The sequence below is a fragment of the Pseudomonas sp. A125 genome, from assembly GCF_055409485.1.
The window spans coordinates 110,485-128,105 of the sequence record NZ_JBUZVP010000006.1; the positions used below are offsets into that span (position 1 = coordinate 110,485).

Here is a 17,621-nt window from a genome sequence, read left to right on the forward strand (position 1 = left end):
ACAGCCATGCAAAACTTTTGAAGCAACTGATAGCACGAAGCCTGGATTAACCAGGCTTGTGCTTGTTAGTCATGAGATTAGCGTCGAAATTCACGTTGTCGTGATTTTTCCGACGTAATCCGCTGACCTTTTACCATTTAACAATCAGCCGCGAAACTCGCTGCGACCGTTGTATTTGGCTTTGGCGCCCAGTTGCTCTTCGATACGCAACAATTGGTTGTACTTGGAAACGCGATCGGAGCGGCACAGGGAACCGGTCTTGATCTGCCCAGCCGAAGTGCCCACGGCCAGGTCGGCAATGGTCGAATCTTCGGTTTCGCCGGAGCGGTGGGAGATCACGGCAGTGTAGCCCGCAGCCTTGGCCATCTGGATGGCTTCCAGGGTTTCGGTCAGGGTGCCGATCTGGTTGAACTTGATCAGGATCGAGTTGGCGATCTTCTTGTCGATGCCTTCTTTCAGGATCTTGGTGTTGGTCACGAACAGGTCGTCGCCAACCAGTTGGATTTTCTCGCCGATCTTGTCGGTGAGGATTTTCCAGCCCGCCCAGTCGGACTCGTCCAGGCCATCTTCAACGGAGATGATCGGGTAGCGCTCGGTCAGGCCCTTGAGGTAGTCGGCAAAACCTTCAGAGGTGAATACGTGGCCTTCACCGGACAGGTTGTACTTGCCGTCTTCGTAGAATTCGCTGGCCGCGCAGTCCAGGGCCAGGGTCACGTCGGTGCCCAGCTTGTAGCCAGCGTTGGCCACGGCTTCGGAGATGACTTTCAGTGCATCCTCGTTGGACGCCAGGTTCGGCGCGAAACCACCTTCGTCACCCACTGCTGTGCTCAGGCCACGGGCCTTCAGTACAGCCTTGAGGTGATGGAAAATCTCGGTGCCCATGCGCAGGCCTTCGGAGAAGGTCTTGGCGCCAACCGGCTGCACCATGAATTCCTGGATGTCGACGTTGTTGTCCGCGTGCTCGCCGCCGTTGATGATGTTCATCATCGGCACCGGCATCGAGTACACACCCGGGGTGCCGTTCAGGTTGGCGATGTGGGCGTACAGCGGCAGGTCCTGGTCCTGTGCAGCGGCCTTGGCAGCAGCCAGCGACACGGCGAGGATAGCGTTGGCGCCCAGGCTGCCTTTGTTTTCGGTACCGTCGAGCTTGATCATCGCGTGATCAAGGGCTTTCTGGTCAACAGGGTCCTTGCCCAGCAGCAGGTCACGGATCGGGCCATTGATGTTGGCTACCGCCTTGAGTACACCCTTGCCCAGGTAACGGCTCTTGTCGCCATCGCGCAGTTCCAGCGCTTCGCGGGAACCTGTGGAAGCACCGGACGGCGCGCAGGCGCTACCGATGATGCCGTTATCGAGAAGCACGTCGGCTTCGACGGTAGGGTTGCCACGGGAGTCGAGAACTTCACGACCTTTGATGTCGACGATTTTTGCCATTGTTGTAAACACTCCAAAGTTGACGAAAACGCTCTATACCGCTCGATATAACTTGTGGGTCACATTGCTTTTTGTAGGAGTCGGCTTGCCGGCGATGAGGCCGGCTGCATCGCCGCAAGGCTTGAGGGCGCCATCGCCGGCAAGCCGGCTCCTACAGAAATTGGTTCGCCGATATTACGCGGTTTCGACGCCAGGAAAACTCTTGACCAGTTCGTCCAACTGCTTCAACTGGGCCAAAAATGGCTCCAGCTTGTCCAGGCGCAGGGCGCACGGGCCGTCGCACTTGGCGTTGTCCGGGTCTGGGTGGGCTTCCAGGAACAGGCCTGCCAGTGACTGGCTGATACCGGCCTTGGCCAGGTCCAGTACCTGGGCACGGCGCCCGCCAGCGGAGTCGGCGCGACCACCGGGCATTTGCAGCGCGTGGGTCACGTCGAAGAACACCGGGTATTCGAACTGTTTCATGATGCCGAAACCGAGCATGTCCACCACGAGGTTGTTGTAGCCGAAGCTCGAACCACGCTCGCAAAGGATCAACTGGTCGTTACCCGCCTCCACACACTTGCTCAGGATGTGTTTCATTTCCTGGGGCGCGAGGAACTGGGCTTTCTTGATATTGATCACAGCGCCGGTCTTGGCCATGGCGACCACAAGGTCGGTCTGGCGCGACAGGAAGGCCGGCAACTGGATGATGTCGCACACCTCGGCGACCACGGCCGCTTGTTCCGGCTCGTGGACGTCGGTGATGATCGGCACGCCGAAGGCTTGCTTGATGTCCTGGAAGATCCGCATGCCTTCTTCAAGGCCCGGGCCGCGATAAGAGGTCACGGACGAACGGTTGGCCTTGTCGAAGCTGGCCTTGAACACGTAGGGGATACCGAGCTTTTCGGTCACCTTCACGTACTCTTCACAGACCTGCATCGCCATGTCGCGGCTTTCCAGCACGTTCATGCCGCCGAACAGCACCATGGGCTTGTCGTTGGCAATCTCGATGTCGCCTACGCGAATGATCTTCTGGGCCATCAGGTTTACGCCTTCTTCTGATGTTGCGTCAGTGCTGCTTTAACGAAGCCGCTGAACAACGGGTGACCGTCGCGCGGGGTCGAGGTGAACTCCGGGTGGAACTGGCAAGCCACGAACCATGGATGATCCGCTGCTTCAACCACTTCAACCAGCGCGCCATCACCGGAACGACCGGAGATTTTCAGGCCGGCTTCGATGATTTTCGGCAGCAGGTTGTTGTTCACTTCGTAGCGGTGACGGTGACGCTCGACGATCACGTCCTTGCCGTAGCAATCGTGAACCAGGGAACCCGGCTCCAGCAGGCAATCCTGCGCGCCGAGGCGCATGGTGCCGCCCAGGTCGGAGGTTTCGGTACGGGTTTCGACGGCGCCGGTGGCATCTTCCCATTCGGTGATCAGGCCCACGACCGGGTGGCCGCTGGTGCGATCGAACTCGGTGGAGTTGGCATCCTTCCAGCCCATCACGTTACGGGCGAACTCGATGACCGCCACTTGCATGCCCAGGCAGATACCCAGGTAGGGCACCTTGTTCTCACGAGCGTACTGGACGGCCGTGATCTTGCCTTCCACGCCACGCAGACCGAAGCCGCCTGGAACCAGGATGGCGTCAACGCCTTCCAGCAGCGCAGTGCCCTGGTTCTCGATGTCTTCGGAGTCGATATAACGCAGGTTGACCTTGGTACGGTTGCTGATGCCCGCGTGGCTCATCGCTTCGATCAGCGACTTGTAGGCGTCCAGCAGTTCCATGTACTTGCCGACCATGGCGATGGTGACTTCATGCTCAGGGTTGAGCTTGGCGTCGACCACAGCTTCCCACTCGGACAGATCGGCGCCGCCACACTGCAGGCCGAAACGCTCGACGACAAAATCATCCAGCCCCTGGGAATGCAGGATGCCCGGGATCTTGTAGATGGTGTCGGCGTCTTCCAGGGCGATTACCGCACGTTCTTCAACGTTGGTGAACTGGGCGATCTTGCGACGCGACGCGATGTCGATCGCGTGGTCGGAGCGGCAAACCAGCACGTCCGGCTGCAGGCCGATGGAACGCAGTTCCTTGACCGAGTGCTGGGTAGGCTTGGTTTTGGTTTCGCCGGCGGTGGCGATGTACGGCACCAGAGTCAGGTGCATCAGCATCGCGCGCTTGGCGCCGACTTCGAAACGCAACTGGCGAATGGCTTCGAGGAACGGCTGGGATTCGATGTCACCTACGGTGCCACCGATCTCGACCATTGCCACGTCGGCATCGCCTGCACCCTTGATGATGCGGCGCTTGATTTCGTCGGTGATGTGCGGGATCACCTGGATGGTTGCACCCAGGTAGTCACCACGGCGCTCCTTGCGCAGCACGTGCTCGTAGACACGGCCGGTGGTGAAGTTGTTGTTCTGGGTCATGGTCGTGCGGATGAACCGCTCGTAGTGGCCCAGGTCCAGGTCAGTCTCGGCGCCGTCGTGGGTGACGAACACTTCACCGTGCTGGAACGGGCTCATGGTGCCCGGGTCAACGTTGATGTACGGGTCCAGCTTGAGCATGGTGACCTTAAGTCCCCGCGCCTCCAGGATGGCCGCCAATGAAGCGGAGGCAATGCCTTTCCCCAATGAAGAAACAACACCGCCCGTGACGAATATGTAGCGCGTCATGAAAAACCCTAGAAGTCTGCGTTAAAGCGGTCCGAGCCGCCGGGGAAAGCGAAGGAAGGCCGAAGCCCCCGATCACCTGCATTAATCACAGTGCACCTTTCAAAAAAACCGCCGCGTTGTGACAGACCAGCAATGAAACACCGGTACGTTGATCGCTACACATTTTTTGGAATCGCCCAGCAAAGACTGCTTGGTAATCGGCAACTGCTGCGATTCAGGCGAATCCACAGAAGTTGTATCAAGAAGGGAGCGTAGTCTACCGGAAAGGCTCTATCAGCTCAAACCTTGATCGCAGGTTGGTGGCATCCAATGTAATTGCCAGCCGTTATGGCGACCTGCCGAAAGCCCCGGCAGGTTGGCCACAGCCAGCAATTGTTGGCCCTGATACAGCAGCGGCAATCTGCCACGGATGAAGCCTGGCACCGCACTTTCGTTAAGCAACCGCTTCAGGTCGCGCCGGCCCCGGCCTGGCAATTCGATGATTTCGCCGCCCTGGCGATAACGGATGCTCAAGGTCCCTTCGGGCGCGCTGCCGCTGAAATGCAGTTGGCCGTTACCGGATAACTGTAGTGGGTTTTGCGGGTGTGGCCAGCTCACCGGCGCGTCTGAAAATTCCGACCAACTGGCGGGTAACCACCAGATATGCCCAGCGCAACGGTGTAACTGGCCATCGGCCAGGCACCACAGCGGCTGTGCGTCTTCCTTGGCATCGCGCAAGGCCTGCCAACCGGCCCAGTGCTCGCTGTCGGGCAAGCGGGTCAGCGGTGCCAGCCAATGCCTCAGCGCATTGCGCTGGCGGGCCTCAGAGAGCGCGCAAAGCGGTTCAAGGGCCAGCGACGGCAACGCCAACCAGGGAAACGCCGAAGCCTGGCTGGCGGCCAGCAGGTCCATTTGTGCCAGTTCGTCGAGCAGGCCATGGGCTTCGCTCAAGTGTTCGGCGCTACGGGCCATGGTGCTGACAGCCTGGGGCCAGCGCTCGGTCAACTGCGCAAAAACATGGTGGCGCAAGTAATTGCGGGAAAAACGCGGATCAGCGTTGGAAGGGTCTTCGATCCAGCTCAATTGTTGCTCGCGGGCGTAGGCCTCCAGGTCGGCGCGAGATACATCCAGCAAGGGTCGCACCAAAAAACCCGCGCCCACTGGGCGCTGCGCAGGCATTGCCGCCAACCCACGCACACCCGCGCCACGCAACAAGCGAAACAGCAAGGTTTCGGCCTGGTCGTCGCGGTGCTGGGCCGTGACCAGCACCTCCCCTGCCCCGATCGCCTCGGCAAACGCCTGATACCGCGCCTCACGGGCGGCGCGCTCAAGACTTGCGCCGGGCTGTACCTGCACGTGGATAATCCGCAGTGACACGCCCAAGGCATCGCATACGGTCTGACAATGATCCGGCCACGCATCAGCCGCAGCTTGCAACCCATGGTGGATATGGAGCGCGCTGAGTGGTGGGAGTTTTTCGGTTTTGGCCAGAGTGGCCAAAAGGTGTAGCAGGACAGTGGAGTCGAGGCCGCCAGAAAAGGCGATATGCCAAGTCGGGGCTTTGCGCCAGGGCGCGAGGGCTTGCAGAAGTTTTAGGGACAGGCTCGGCTTGAAGGGTTTCATCGAAGAGTACCGTGCGAACGAAATCGCAACTGTAGGAGCCGGCTTGCCGGCGATGAAGCCCGCGAGGACATCGCACAACTCAAGGCCGCCATCGCTGGCAAGCCAGCTCCTACAGGTTGGTATTACGTCGGCTTAGAGGCCGTAGCTCATCAGTCGCTCGTAACGACGGGCCAGCAGTGCCTCGTTGTCGAACTTCTTGAGCATCGCCAGCTGCGAGCTGAGTTCGGCACGAATGGTCGCGGCAGCGGCAGCCGGGTCGCGGTGAGCGCCGCCCAATGGCTCGCCGATCACTTTGTCCACGATACCCAGGCCTTTGAGGCGATCAGCGGTGATGCCCATGGCTTCGGCAGCGTCTGGCGCTTTCTCGGCGGTTTTCCACAGGATCGAGGCGCAGCCTTCCGGCGAGATCACCGCGTAGGTCGAATATTGCAGCATGTTCAGTTGGTCGCAGACGCCAATGGCCAATGCGCCGCCGGAACCGCCTTCACCAATCACGGTAGCGATGATCGGCGTCTTCAGGCGCGCCATCACGCGCAGGTTCCAGGCAATGGCTTCGCTTTGGTTGCGCTCTTCAGCGTCGATGCCAGGGTAAGCGCCCGGTGTGTCGATGAAGGTCAGGATCGGCATCTTGAAGCGCTCGGCCATTTCCATCAGGCGACAAGCCTTGCGGTAACCTTCGGGGCGCGGCATGCCGAAGTTGCGGCGAACTTTTTCGCGCACTTCGCGGCCTTTCTGGTGACCGATCACCATCACAGGCTGGTCGTCCAGGCGGGCAATACCGCCCACGATGGCCGCGTCGTCGGAGAAGTGACGGTCGCCGTGCAGTTCATCGAACTCGGTGAAGATGTGCTCGATATAGTCCAGGGTGTACGGACGGCGCGGGTGGCGGGCCAGGCGCGCGATCTGCCAGCTGGTCAGCTTGCCGAAGATGTCTTCGGTGAGCGTGCTGCTCTTGTCTTGCAGGCGAGAGATCTCATCGCCGATGTTCAGCGAATTGTCATTGCCGACCAGGCGCAGTTCTTCGATCTTGGCTTGCAGGTCAGCGATCGGCTGTTCGAAATCAAGAAAATTCGGGTTCATAAGCGTCCGTCTTGGGTCGACGGCCAAGGAGTGCCTGGCCAGCCGGTTGTCTATTCGCGCCCTACCTTAAGGGAGAGGCGCGTTCAGGTCGAGATTAAATGTTCGGTCGAGATCTGGCGATTTGATATCGCCGACACATCAACGGTATTGGAGGAAGACGTTGTCACGCCCGAACTGGTCACGCAATGCTTGAATCAAGCCATCTGCCGGGTCGATTCTCCAGGTCTCGCCGAACTGCAGCATGGCCTTGGCATCGTTGCCGGTGTACTCCATGGTGACCGGGCACGCGCCGCGATGACGCTTGAGCAGGTCACCCAGCCAGCGTAGCTGATCACCTTTGAGCGCATCGGTGCGCACTTTCAGGCGTAGGCTTTCGGCCAGGTTGGTGCGGGCATCTTCCATGCTCATCACGCGCTTGATCCGCAGGCGCAGGCCGCCGGAGAAGTCGTCGTTGCTGACTTCCCCTTCCACCACCACCATCGCGTCGGTCTGCAACAGCGACTGGGCGGAATGAAATGCATCGGCAAACAGCGACGCTTCGATCCGGCCCGAGCGATCATCGAGGGTGATGAAGCCCATCTTGTCGCCCTTTTTGTTCTTCATCACCCGCAGGGCGATGATCATGCCCGCGACGGTCTGTGTGTCTCGCGCCGGCTTGAGGTCGATGATGCGCTGGCGGGCGAAGCGCCGGATTTCACCTTCGTATTCGTCAATCGGGTGCCCAGTGAGGTACAGCCCCAGGGTGTCCTTCTCGCCCTTGAGGCGTTCCTTGAGGGTCAGGTCCTTCGCCTTGCGGTGGTTGGCGTAGACGTCGGCGTCTGCTTCGACGAACAGCCCGCCAAACAGGTCGGCGTGGCCGCTGTCGTGGGTGCGCGCGGTCTGCTCGGCGGCCTTGATCGCTTCTTCCATGGCGGTCAGCAACACCGCGCGATTGCGGTCAATGTTGGCCTGGTAGGCCTTCGGCTCATCATGGAAGTACGGGCCCAGACGATCCAGGGCGCCGCTGCGGATCAAGCCATCAAGGGTACGTTTGTTGATGCGCTTGAGGTCGACCCGCGCGCAGAAGTCGAACAGGTCCTTGAATGGCCCGTCCTGGCGCGCTTCGGTAATCGCTTCCACCGGGCCTTCGCCCACGCCTTTGATCGCGCCAAGGCCATAAATGATGCGGCCTTCGTCGTTCACCGTGAACTTGAACTCGGAAGCGTTCACGTCTGGCGCGTCAAGGCGCAGCTTCATGGTGCGCACTTCTTCGATCAAGGTCACGACCTTGTCGGTGTTGTGCATATCCGCAGACAGTACCGCGGCCATGAACGGCGCCGGGTAATGGGCCTTCAGCCAGGCAGTCTGGTAAGACACCAGGCCGTAGGCGGCGGAGTGGGATTTGTTGAAGCCGTAACCGGCGAACTTCTCCACCAGGTCGAAAATGTTACCGGCCAGGTCGGCGTCGATGTTGTTGCTCGCGCAACCTTCAATGAAGCCGCCGCGCTGCTTGGCCATCTCCTCGGGTTTTTTCTTACCCATGGCTCGACGCAGCATGTCCGCGCCGCCAAGGGTGTAGCCGGCCATCACCTGGGCAATCTGCATGACCTGTTCTTGGTACAGGATGATGCCGTAGGTCGGTGCCAATACGGGCTTGAGACCTTCGTACTGGTAGTCGGAGTGCGGGTAAGCCAGCTCGGCACGCCCGTGCTTACGGTTGATGAAGTCGTCCACCATGCCCGATTGCAGCGGGCCCGGACGGAACAGCGCCACCAGTGCGATCAAGTCTTCCAGGCAGTCGGGCTTGAGCTTTTTGATCAGCTCTTTCATGCCGCGCGACTCAAGCTGGAACACCGCCGTGGTCTCGGCTTTTTGCAGCAATTGGTACGTCGGTTTGTCGTCCAGCGGGATAAAGGCGATGTCCAGCGGCGGCTCGTCGATCTTCGCGCGCTCGCGGTTGATGGTCTTCAGCGCCCAGTCGATGATCGTCAACGTACGCAGGCCGAGGAAGTCGAACTTCACCAGGCCGGCCGCCTCCACGTCGTCCTTGTCGAACTGGGTTACCAGGCCATCGCCTTCTTCGTCGCAATAGATCGGCGAAAAGTCAGTCAGCTTGGTCGGAGCAATTACCACACCACCGGCGTGTTTACCGACGTTACGCACCACGCCTTCGAGCTTGCGCGCCATGTCCCAGATTTCGGCTGCTTCTTCATCGACCTTGATGAAGTCCCGCAGGATTTCTTCCTGCTCGTAGGCTTTTTCCAGGGTCATGCCGACTTCGAACGGAATCATTTTCGACAGGCGGTCAGCCAGGCCGTAGGACTTGCCCTGCACCCGGGCCACGTCACGGATTACCGCTTTCGCCGCCATGGAACCAAAGGTGATGATCTGGCTTACGGCGTTGCGGCCGTACTTCTCGGCCACATATTCAATGACCCGGTCGCGACCATCCATGCAGAAGTCGACGTCGAAGTCGGGCATCGATACCCGTTCCGGGTTAAGGAACCGTTCGAACAGCAGGTCATATTCCAGCGGGTCGAGGTCGGTGATCTTCTGTACATAGGCCACCAGCGACCCGGCACCCGATCCACGGCCAGGACCTACCGGCACGCCGTTGCTTTTGGCCCACTGGATAAAGTCCATTACGATCAGGAAGTAACCGGGGAACCCCATCTGGATAATGATATCCAGCTCAAAATTCAGCCGGTCGACGTACACCTGGCGCTTGGCTTCGTAATCTTCAGTAGTGTCCTTGGGCAGCAGGACGCTCAGACGATCTTCAAGGCCGTCAAACGAGACCTTGCGGAAGTATTCATCGATGGTCATGCCATCGGGAATCGGGAAGTTGGGCAGGAAGTGCTTGCCCAGCTTCACTTCAATATTGCAGCGCTTGGCGATTTCGACGGAGTTTTCCAGCGCCTCTGGCAGGTCGCTGAACAGCTCGGCCATTTCATCGGCGCTTTTGAGGTACTGCTCTTCACTGTAGTTTTTCGAGCGGCGCGGATCGTCCAGCGCCCGGCCTTCACCGATGCACACGCGGGTTTCGTGGGCCTCGAAATCTTCCTTCTTGATAAACCGCACGTCGTTGGTCGCGACCAGCGGCGCGCCGAGCTTTTCAGCCAGGGCCACGGCGGCGTGCAACTGCTCTTCGTCGTTGGGGCGGTTGGTGCGCTGGATTTCCAGGTAGAAACGGTTGGGGAACACCTCCATCCACTCGCGCGCGAGGACCTCCGCCTCCTGAGGGTTGCCGCCCAACAGCGCGATGCCGATTTCACCCTCTTTAGCCGCCGAGAGCATGATCAGCCCTTCGCTGGCTTCGGCCACCCATTCGCGCTCGATGATGATCGAGCCGTTGCGCTGGCCATCGATAAAGCCACGGGAAATCAGTTCGGTGAGGTTTCGATAACCGACACCGTTCATCGCCAACAGGCTGATGCGGCTCAGTGGGTTATCCGGGTCCTTGTTCGACAGCCACAGGTCGGCGCCGCAGATCGGCTTGATGCCGGCGCCCATGGCGGCCTTGTAGAACTTGACCAGGGAACACATGTTGTTCTGGTCGGTTACCGCTACGGCAGGCATGTTCATGCCCACCAGGGTTTTGACCAGGGGTTTGATCCGTACCAGGCCGTCGACCAGGGAGTATTCAGTGTGCAGGCGCAGGTGAACGAATGAAGCCGGCATAGTGATCCTGTACAAAACGTGGAAACAACAAGGCCCGGATTGTACCGGGCCTTGGCAAAAACATCAGCCTTGCTGCTAAACCTCGATCAGGCTTTCCCGGGCCTCGTAAGCCTGGCGAACCGGGGCGAACGAGCGGCGATGGATCGGGGTTGGGCCCAGGCGAGCCAAAGCTTCCAGATGAACGGGCGTCGGATAGCCTTTGTGCCCGCCAATACCGTAGCCGGGATAGATCAATTCGAAAGCCGCCATTTCTCGGTCACGGCTGACCTTGGCCAGGATCGAGGCCGCGGCAATCGCCGGCACCTTGCTATCGCCCTTGACCACTGCCTCTGCCGGCATTGTCAGCTTGGGGCAGCGGTTGCCGTCGATCATCGCCATTTTTGGCGTGATGTGCAGGCCTTCAATGGCGCGCTGCATGGCCAGCATGGTGGCGTGCAGGATATTCAGTTTGTCGATTTCCTCGACCTCAGCCCGAGCAATGTGCCAGCTCAGGGCTTTCTCACAGATCTCGTCATAGAGTTTTTCGCGACGGGCTTCAGTGAGTTTTTTCGAATCGTTGAGGCCGAGGATCGGACGGTTCGGGTCGAGAATCACCGCAGCGGTGACGACTGCGCCGCACAGCGGGCCGCGGCCCACTTCATCAACGCCCGCCACCAGGTCCAGGGCATCGGCGACCAGGCTGAAATCCAGGCCCATTTGCGTCTTCATAGGGCTTCCTGTTTATGGCCGATCAAGGTCAGCACAGCCTCTGCCGCCTGGTTCGACGCATCACGGCGCAAGGTGCGGTGGATTTCGTCGAAACCACGGGTTTGTTCGTCGCCGCCATCGATCAACGGGAGCAGGGTTTGCGCCAGGGCTTCAGGCGTTGCATCGTCCTGCAACAATTCAGGCACCAGCAGGCGCTGGGCCAGCAAATTGGGCAGGGAGATGTAGGGGCTTTTGACCATACGCTTGAGAATCCAGTAGGTCAGCGGCGCCAAGCGATAGGCCACGACCATCGGGCGTTTGTAGAGCAAGGCTTCCAGGGTCGCAGTGCCGGAGGCGATCAACACCGCATCGCAGGCGGCCAACGCCAGGTGCGAGCCGCCGTCGAGCAGGGTCAACGGCAAGTTGCGCCCTACCAGCAATTCCTCAATCTGCACACGACGCTGAGGGCTGGCGCATGGCAATACGAAGCGCACACCCGGCTTCAGGGCTTGCAGCCGTTCGGCGGCATCAAAAAACAGTGCGCCGAGTCGCCCGACTTCGCCACCACGGCTGCCCGGCATCAAGGCCACCAGCGGCCCGTCAGGCAAGCCCAATTCGGCGCGAGCGCCAGCACGGTCCGCCTCGAGCGGGATAGTGTCAGCCAGGGTGTGGCCGACAAACCGCACCGGCACGCCCTTTTCTTCGTAGAACCGGGCCTCGAACGGCAGCAGGGTCAGCATCAGGTCGCAGCCTTCACGAATCTTCAGCACGCGCTTTTGCCGCCACGCCCACACGGACGGGCTGACGTAATGCACGGTCTTGATCCCGGCCCGACGCAACTTGAGTTCAATATTGAGTGTGAAGTCCGGCGCATCGATTCCGATAAAGACGTCGGGCTTTTCTTCGATCAGGGTCTGAATCAGCTTTTTGCGGCGGGCCAGCAGCTCGCGCAAACGACCCAGCACCTCCACCAGCCCCATGACCGACAGGCGCTCCATGGGAAAGTAAGACGTGAGGCCTTCAGCCTGCATCAGCGGACCGCCGACACCGATGAACTCAACCGCTGGATGCTGGACCTTAAGGGCTCGCATGAGGCCTGCACCGAGAATGTCGCCGGAAGCTTCTCCGGCCACCAACGCTATACGCAGCTTGGCCATGATCAGCGGGTGATGCCGCGAGTCGACGACTGGATCGAGTCACGGAAGATCGTGACTTCGGGAAACAATGCGGCGGGTTCGGTCAGTTCGCTCAAGGCCTGGTCGACCGTCAGCCCCTGGCGGTAAACCACCTTGTATGCGCGGCGCAAGGCATGGATCGCGTCTTCGCTGAAACCCCGACGGCGCATGCCTTCGAAGTTCATGCTGCGGGCCTCGGCCGGGTTGCCGAATACCGTGACGAATGCCGGAACGTCCTTGCCGATGGCGGTACCCATGCCGGAAAAGCTGTGGGCGCCAATATGGCAATACTGATGGACCAGGGTGAAGCCGGACAGGATCGCCCAGTCGTCAACGTGTACATGGCCCGCCAACGCGGTGTTGTTGACCAGGATGCAGTGGTTGCCGATCACACTGTCATGACCGATGTGGGCATAGGCCATAACCAGGTTGTGGTCACCCAGGGTGGTCTCTGCGCGGTCCTGAACGGTCCCGCGGTGAATCGTCACGCCTTCACGGATGATATTGTGGTCACCGATTACCAGGCGTGTTTCTTCACCCTTGTACTTCATGTCCGGGGTGTCTTCGCCTATCGAGGAAAACTGATAGATGCGATTGTGTTTGCCAATCCGCGTCGGGCCTTTGAGGATCACATGCGGCCCGATGACTGTACCCTCGCCGATTTCCACACCTGCGCCGATGATCGACCATGGGCCGACCTCAACGTCGGCGGCCAGCACGGCCGTCGGATCGATGATTGCGCGAGGGTCAATCAAACTCATAGTTTGCGTTCCGCACAGATGATTTCAGCCGAGCACACCGGCTTGCCGTCGACCGACGCCTGGCATTCGAACTTCCAGATCTGGCGCTTGCAGCTGATGAACTTGGCTTCCAGGATCAACTGGTCACCCGGAGTAACCGGGTTGCGAAAGCGCAGTTTGTCGGAGCCCACGAAATAGTAGAGCGTGCCATCGGCAGGCTTCAGGTCGAGCATTTTGAAACCAAGGATACCGGCAGCCTGGGCCATCGCTTCAATGATCAGTACGCCTGGCATGATGGGATGCGCAGGGAAGTGACCATTGAAGAACGGTTCGTTGATGCTGACATTCTTGTAGGCACGAATGCGCTTTTCCTCAACATTGAGGTCCGTAACCCGGTCCACCAGCAGGAACGGGTAACGGTGAGGCAGGTATTCGCGAATCTCGTTGATGTCCATCATTTCGGGGGGAAGCCTGTAATAAAGATTGGGAGCGCGCGGACTAAGGCACGCCCCTCTAGCAAATCAAGGAGGCAGTCTAGCGGCTGTGCACACTTGATATGGAAATGGTATCAGCCATCTGATGAAGCATTACCGCCAGGGGTCACGTCCCCAACACGCTTTTCCAGATGTTTCAGGCGCCGAGCGATATCGTCGAGCTGCCTCAGACGCGCCGCGCTCTTGCGCCATTCGGCCGCAGGCTGCATGGCCGTACCGGATGAATAGGACCCAGGCTCGGTAATCGAATGGGTCACCATGGTCATGCCGGTGATGAATACGTTGTCGCATACTTCGATATGGCCCACCAGGCCGACACCGCCGGCGAGCATGCAATGCTTGCCAATCTTGGTGCTACCGGAAATCCCCACACATGCCGCCATGGCGGTGTGATCGCCAATCTGCACGTTGTGGGCGATCTGAATCTGGTTGTCCAGTTTTACCCCGTTACCAATGACGGTATCGGCCAAGGCCCCGCGATCGACAGCGGTGTTGACGCCAATTTCAACGTCATCGCCGATCAACACGCCGCCTACCTGGGCAATCTTGTGCCAGACACCCTTCGAGTTGGCGAAGCCGAAGCCTTCACCGCCAATCACGGCGCCCGACTGAATGACCACACGCTCACCAATACGCACGTCGTGGTAAAGGGTCACGCGGGGCGCCAGCCAGCCACCGGCACCAATCTCACTGCGGGCACCAATGAAGCACTGGGCGCCTACCGTTACATCCGCGCCGATACGTGCGCCGCTTTCGATCACCACAAAGGCACCGATGCTCGCGGCAGGGTCAACCTGCGCGTCATCCGCGATAACCGCAGTGGGATGGATACCGGCAGCAGCCTTGGGTTTTGGATCGAACAGGTGCGACACCCGTGCGTACGCCAGGTAAGGGTCGGCAACGACCAGCGCATCCCCGGCAAACCCTTCGGCGTCAGCGGCCTTCAGCAACACGGCTGCGGCACGGCTGTCACCCAGGAATTTGCGGTATTGGGGGTTTGCCAGGAAGCTCAACTGAGCTGGGCCAGCCTCCTGCAAGGTGGCTAGCCCAGTGATTTCCTTCTCCGGGGAGCCACTCAAGGTAGCCCCCAGGAACTCGGCCAATTGGCCGAGCTTGATAGTCGCAGTCATGGCTTACTTCAGCTGGTTCATGCGCTCGATCACCTGACGGGTGATGTCGTACTGAGGTTTAACGTCGATTACCGCACCGCGTTCGAACACCAGGTCAAAGGCACCTTTCTTGATGACTTCTTCCACAGCGCTGTCGAGTTTCGGCTTGAGTTGCTTGAGCATTTCGCGGTCGGCAACAGCCTTGGCTTCGTTCAGCTCCTTGGACTGGAACTGGTAGTCACGGGCCTTTTGCTTGAATTCAAGCTCCAGACGCTCGCGCTCGCCTTGCTGCATCTTGTCGCCACCGGCTACCAGACGATCCTGGATACCCTTGGCGCTGCTTTCCAGTGTCTTGAGCTTGGTCAGTTGCGGACCGAATTTTTTCTCGGCATCCACGGCGTATTTCTTGGCCGCATCAGATTCCAGCAGGGCCATCTGATAGTTCAGCACGGCAATTTTCATTTCGGCAAAGGCCGGGGTCGCTACCAGGACAGTCGCCAGGAGAACCAATTGAGTCAACTTACGCACGATGCACTCCTACAAATCCGTTGTCGTTATCTTGGGTCAGACGCTTAGAACGTTTGGCCGAGGGAGAATTGGAAAATCTGGGTTTCAGCGTTATCCGGTTTCTTGATCGGCATGGCCAGAGCAAAGCTCAATGGGCCCAGCGCCGTCACCCAGGTCACGCCCACACCTACAGAGCTTGCCAGGTTGCTCAGACTAATATCGTTGCACTGTGTGCTGGACTTCGAGCCGTTCGGGTTGGTGACCTGTTCGCACTTGGAGTCGAACACGTTACCCACATCCCAGAAGACCGAAGTACGCAGGGAACGTTGGTCTTTCACGAATGGCAGCGGGAACAGAATCTCTGCACCACCCTGGATCAACACGTTACCACCGAATGGCAGCGGGTCGTTGTCCGAGTCAGGCAAAGTGCCCTGGTTACCGGTCACACCCTCGCCACGGCTTGGGGTACCACGAGGACCCAAGGTGCTGTCCTTGAAGCCACGTACCGAGTTGAAACCACCGGCGTAGTAGTTCTCATAGAACGGCAAGCCGCTGGTCGAACCGTAGCCATCGCCATAACCCAGTTCGGTGTGCAGGCGCATGGTGTAGTTTTCGCTCAATGGCTGGAACAGCTGGCCACGGTAGTCAAGCTTGAAGAACGACAGGTCGCTGCCCGGCGTGGTTGCTTCCAGAGTCAGGCTCTGGGAGTGGCCACGGGTCGCCAGTACACCTTTGTTCAGGGTCGATTCCGACCAGCCGGCCGAAGCCTTGAAGTTCAGGAACTGGTCGCCCTCTTTACGCACGAAGTTGAAGATCTCGTCCACGGTGTACACACCGGTCTTGATCTTGTCCTGTTGCGCGGTGAGGCCGAAGGTCAGACGCGAGGTCTCACTGATCGGGTAACCAATGTTGGCACCAACGCCCAGGCTGTCGATTGCATAGCTTGCAACGTCGACGTCGAGGTCTTTGTAGTCGGTTGTGCGGTAGAAGGCGTTGTAGCCAAGGCTCACACCGTCAGCAGTCCAGTAGGGGTCGACATAACCGAAGTTATAGCGGCTCTGGTATTCGCTTCGGGTCAGGCCGATGGAAACCTTGTTACCGGTACCGAGGAAGTTGTTCTGGGTGATCGAACCACCGAGGATCAGGCCGGCGCTCTGGGCGAAACCGACACTGGCGGTAATCGAACCGGAGGCTTGCTCTTCTACTGCGTAGTTCACGTCAACCTGGTCATCCACACCCGGGACTGCCGGGGTTTCGACGTTCACTTCTTTAAAGAAGCCCAGGCGCTCAAGGCGAACCTTGGACTGGTCGATCAGGTAAGTCGACGCCCAGCCACCTTCCATCTGACGCATTTCGCGACGCAGCACTTCGTCAGCAGACTTGGTGTTGCCACGGAAATTGATGCGGTTGACGTAGGCACGCTTGCCCGGGTCTACGACGAAAGTGATGTCCACGGTGTGGTCTTCGTCGTGCGGGGTGGGTACGCCGTTGACGTTGGCGAAGGTATAGCCCTCGTTACCCAGGCGGCGGGTGATCAGTTCGGACGTGGTGGTCATCAGCTTGCGCGAGAACACCTGGTCTTTCTGCACCAGCAACAGGGACTTGACCTGGTCTTCAGGCACTTTCAAGTCGCCGCTGAGCTTGACGTCACGAACCTTGTATTTCTCGCCTTCGTTGACGTTGACAGTGATGTAGACGTGCTTCTTGTCCGGGGTGATGGACACCTGGGTCGAAGCGATATCCATGTTGATATAGCCACGGTCCAGGTAGTAGGAACGCAGGCGCTCCAGGTCACCGGACAGTTTTTCGCGGGCATACTTGTCATCGTTCTTGAAGAACGACAACCAGTTGGTGGTCTTGAGTTCGAACAGGTCGATCAGGTCGTCATCAGAGAACTTGGTGTTACCCACCACGTTGATGTGCTGGATCGCGGCCACGGTGCCTTCGTTGATGTTGACCTTCAGGCCCACACGGTTACGCGGCTGCGGCACCACTTCGGTCTCGACGGTAGCCGAGTAGCGGCCCTGGGCAACGTATTGGCGTTGCAGTTCGTTACGCACGCCTTCGAGAGTGGCGCGCTGGAAGATCTCGCCCTCGGCAAGGCCCGATTGCTTGAGGCCTTTCATCAAGTCTTCAGTGGAGATCGCCTTGTTGCCCTCGATCTCGATACTGGCGACAGAAGGCCGCTCGACCACAGTGATGACAAGGACGTTGCCTTCACGACCCAGTTGGATATCTTGAAAGAACCCGGTTTTGAACAGCGCACGAGTGGATTCCACCAGGCGACGGTCATCAGCCTGTTCCCCGACGTTCAACGGCAAGGCACCAAAGACGCTACCCGCGGAAACCCGCTGGAGGCCGTTGACGCGAATATCGGAGATGGTGAAGGACTCGGCGTGAACTTCGGCGATCATCAATACGGTGAGAACCGCAGTTAGCAGCAGACGTTTCATGAAGTCCTTTCTTATTCCAACTG

Annotated in this window: 13 protein-coding genes; all 13 read right to left on the reverse strand. The window is 59.3% G+C overall.

Features of this window, described 5'->3' with window-relative positions:
• Positions 1–144: 144 nt before the first annotated feature.
• A complete protein-coding gene (gene eno, locus ACZRN6_RS10290) occupies positions 145–1,434 on the reverse strand; it encodes a phosphopyruvate hydratase (RefSeq protein WP_464007886.1) in 1,290 nt (429 codons plus the stop codon).
• 174 nt (positions 1,435–1,608) lie between these two features.
• Complete coding sequence (gene kdsA, locus ACZRN6_RS10295; protein ID WP_464007887.1) at positions 1,609–2,454, reverse strand: 3-deoxy-8-phosphooctulonate synthase; 846 nt, start codon at positions 2,452–2,454, stop codon at positions 1,609–1,611.
• Positions 2,455–2,459: 5 nt separating this feature from the next.
• Complete coding sequence (locus ACZRN6_RS10300; protein ID WP_322143589.1) at positions 2,460–4,091, reverse strand: CTP synthase; 1,632 nt, start codon at positions 4,089–4,091, stop codon at positions 2,460–2,462.
• 273 nt (positions 4,092–4,364) lie between these two features.
• Positions 4,365–5,693, reverse strand: coding sequence for a tRNA lysidine(34) synthetase TilS (tilS, locus tag ACZRN6_RS10305; protein ID WP_464007888.1), 1,329 nt, complete (start codon positions 5,691–5,693; stop codon positions 4,365–4,367).
• A gap of 132 nt (positions 5,694–5,825) precedes the next feature.
• On the reverse strand, positions 5,826–6,773 hold the full coding sequence (locus tag ACZRN6_RS10310) for an acetyl-CoA carboxylase carboxyltransferase subunit alpha (protein ID WP_322143587.1): 948 nt from the start codon (positions 6,771–6,773) through the stop codon (positions 5,826–5,828).
• A 138-nt stretch (positions 6,774–6,911) separates the two neighbouring features.
• Positions 6,912–10,433 carry a DNA polymerase III subunit alpha gene (gene dnaE, locus ACZRN6_RS10315; RefSeq protein ID WP_464007889.1) on the reverse strand — a complete coding sequence of 1,174 codons (3,522 nt, stop codon included), beginning with the start codon at positions 10,431–10,433 and terminating at the stop codon, positions 6,912–6,914.
• 75 nt (positions 10,434–10,508) lie between these two features.
• Positions 10,509–11,141, reverse strand: coding sequence for a ribonuclease HII (gene rnhB, locus ACZRN6_RS10320; RefSeq protein WP_102368230.1), 633 nt, complete (start codon positions 11,139–11,141; stop codon positions 10,509–10,511).
• Positions 11,138–12,277 carry a lipid-A-disaccharide synthase gene (gene lpxB / locus ACZRN6_RS10325; RefSeq protein ID WP_322143584.1) on the reverse strand — a complete coding sequence of 380 codons (1,140 nt, stop codon included), beginning with the start codon at positions 12,275–12,277 and terminating at the stop codon, positions 11,138–11,140. The genes rnhB and lpxB overlap by 4 nt, the downstream gene beginning before the upstream one ends.
• A 2-nt stretch (positions 12,278–12,279) precedes the next feature.
• The gene (gene lpxA, locus ACZRN6_RS10330; RefSeq protein WP_322143583.1) at positions 12,280–13,056 is read right to left on the reverse strand and encodes an acyl-ACP--UDP-N-acetylglucosamine O-acyltransferase; all 777 of its coding nucleotides are present in this window, start codon (positions 13,054–13,056) and stop codon (positions 12,280–12,282) included.
• Positions 13,053–13,493, reverse strand: a complete 441-nt coding sequence (gene fabZ / locus ACZRN6_RS10335; RefSeq protein ID WP_003219309.1) for a 3-hydroxyacyl-ACP dehydratase FabZ — start codon at positions 13,491–13,493, stop codon at positions 13,053–13,055. The genes lpxA and fabZ overlap by 4 nt, the downstream gene beginning before the upstream one ends.
• 110 nt (positions 13,494–13,603) lie before the next feature.
• Complete coding sequence (gene lpxD, locus ACZRN6_RS10340; protein ID WP_322143582.1) at positions 13,604–14,659, reverse strand: UDP-3-O-(3-hydroxymyristoyl)glucosamine N-acyltransferase; 1,056 nt, start codon at positions 14,657–14,659, stop codon at positions 13,604–13,606.
• 3 nt (positions 14,660–14,662) lie between these two features.
• Positions 14,663–15,166, reverse strand: coding sequence for an OmpH/Skp family outer membrane protein (locus tag ACZRN6_RS10345; RefSeq protein ID WP_003219314.1), 504 nt, complete (start codon positions 15,164–15,166; stop codon positions 14,663–14,665).
• A 44-nt stretch (positions 15,167–15,210) separates the two neighbouring features.
• Positions 15,211–17,598 carry an outer membrane protein assembly factor BamA gene (gene bamA, locus ACZRN6_RS10350; protein WP_322143581.1) on the reverse strand — a complete coding sequence of 796 codons (2,388 nt, stop codon included), beginning with the start codon at positions 17,596–17,598 and terminating at the stop codon, positions 15,211–15,213.
• Positions 17,599–17,621: the final 23 nt, after the last annotated feature.

Bases quoted from the DNA above. Each gene is read 5' to 3' on its own strand.
- eno (WP_464007886.1), bottom strand. From the start codon at position 1,434: ATGGCAAAAATCGTCGACATCAAAGGTCGTGAAGTTCTCGACTCCCGT.
- kdsA (WP_464007887.1), bottom strand. From the start codon at position 2,454: ATGGCCCAGAAGATCATTCGCGTAGGCGACATCGAGATTGCCAACGAC.
- ACZRN6_RS10300 (WP_322143589.1), bottom strand. From the start codon at position 4,091: ATGACGCGCTACATATTCGTCACGGGCGGTGTTGTTTCTTCATTGGGG.
- tilS (WP_464007888.1), bottom strand. From the start codon at position 5,693: ATGAAACCCTTCAAGCCGAGCCTGTCCCTAAAACTTCTGCAAGCCCTC.
- ACZRN6_RS10310 (WP_322143587.1), bottom strand. From the start codon at position 6,773: ATGAACCCGAATTTTCTTGATTTCGAACAGCCGATCGCTGACCTGCAA.
- dnaE (WP_464007889.1), bottom strand. From the start codon at position 10,433: ATGCCGGCTTCATTCGTTCACCTGCGCCTGCACACTGAATACTCCCTG.
- rnhB (WP_102368230.1), bottom strand. From the start codon at position 11,141: ATGAAGACGCAAATGGGCCTGGATTTCAGCCTGGTCGCCGATGCCCTG.
- lpxB (WP_322143584.1), bottom strand. From the start codon at position 12,277: ATGGCCAAGCTGCGTATAGCGTTGGTGGCCGGAGAAGCTTCCGGCGAC.
- lpxA (WP_322143583.1), bottom strand. From the start codon at position 13,056: ATGAGTTTGATTGACCCTCGCGCAATCATCGATCCGACGGCCGTGCTG.
- fabZ (WP_003219309.1), bottom strand. From the start codon at position 13,493: ATGATGGACATCAACGAGATTCGCGAATACCTGCCTCACCGTTACCCG.
- lpxD (WP_322143582.1), bottom strand. From the start codon at position 14,659: ATGACTGCGACTATCAAGCTCGGCCAATTGGCCGAGTTCCTGGGGGCT.
- bamA (WP_322143581.1), bottom strand. From the start codon at position 17,598: ATGAAACGTCTGCTGCTAACTGCGGTTCTCACCGTATTGATGATCGCC.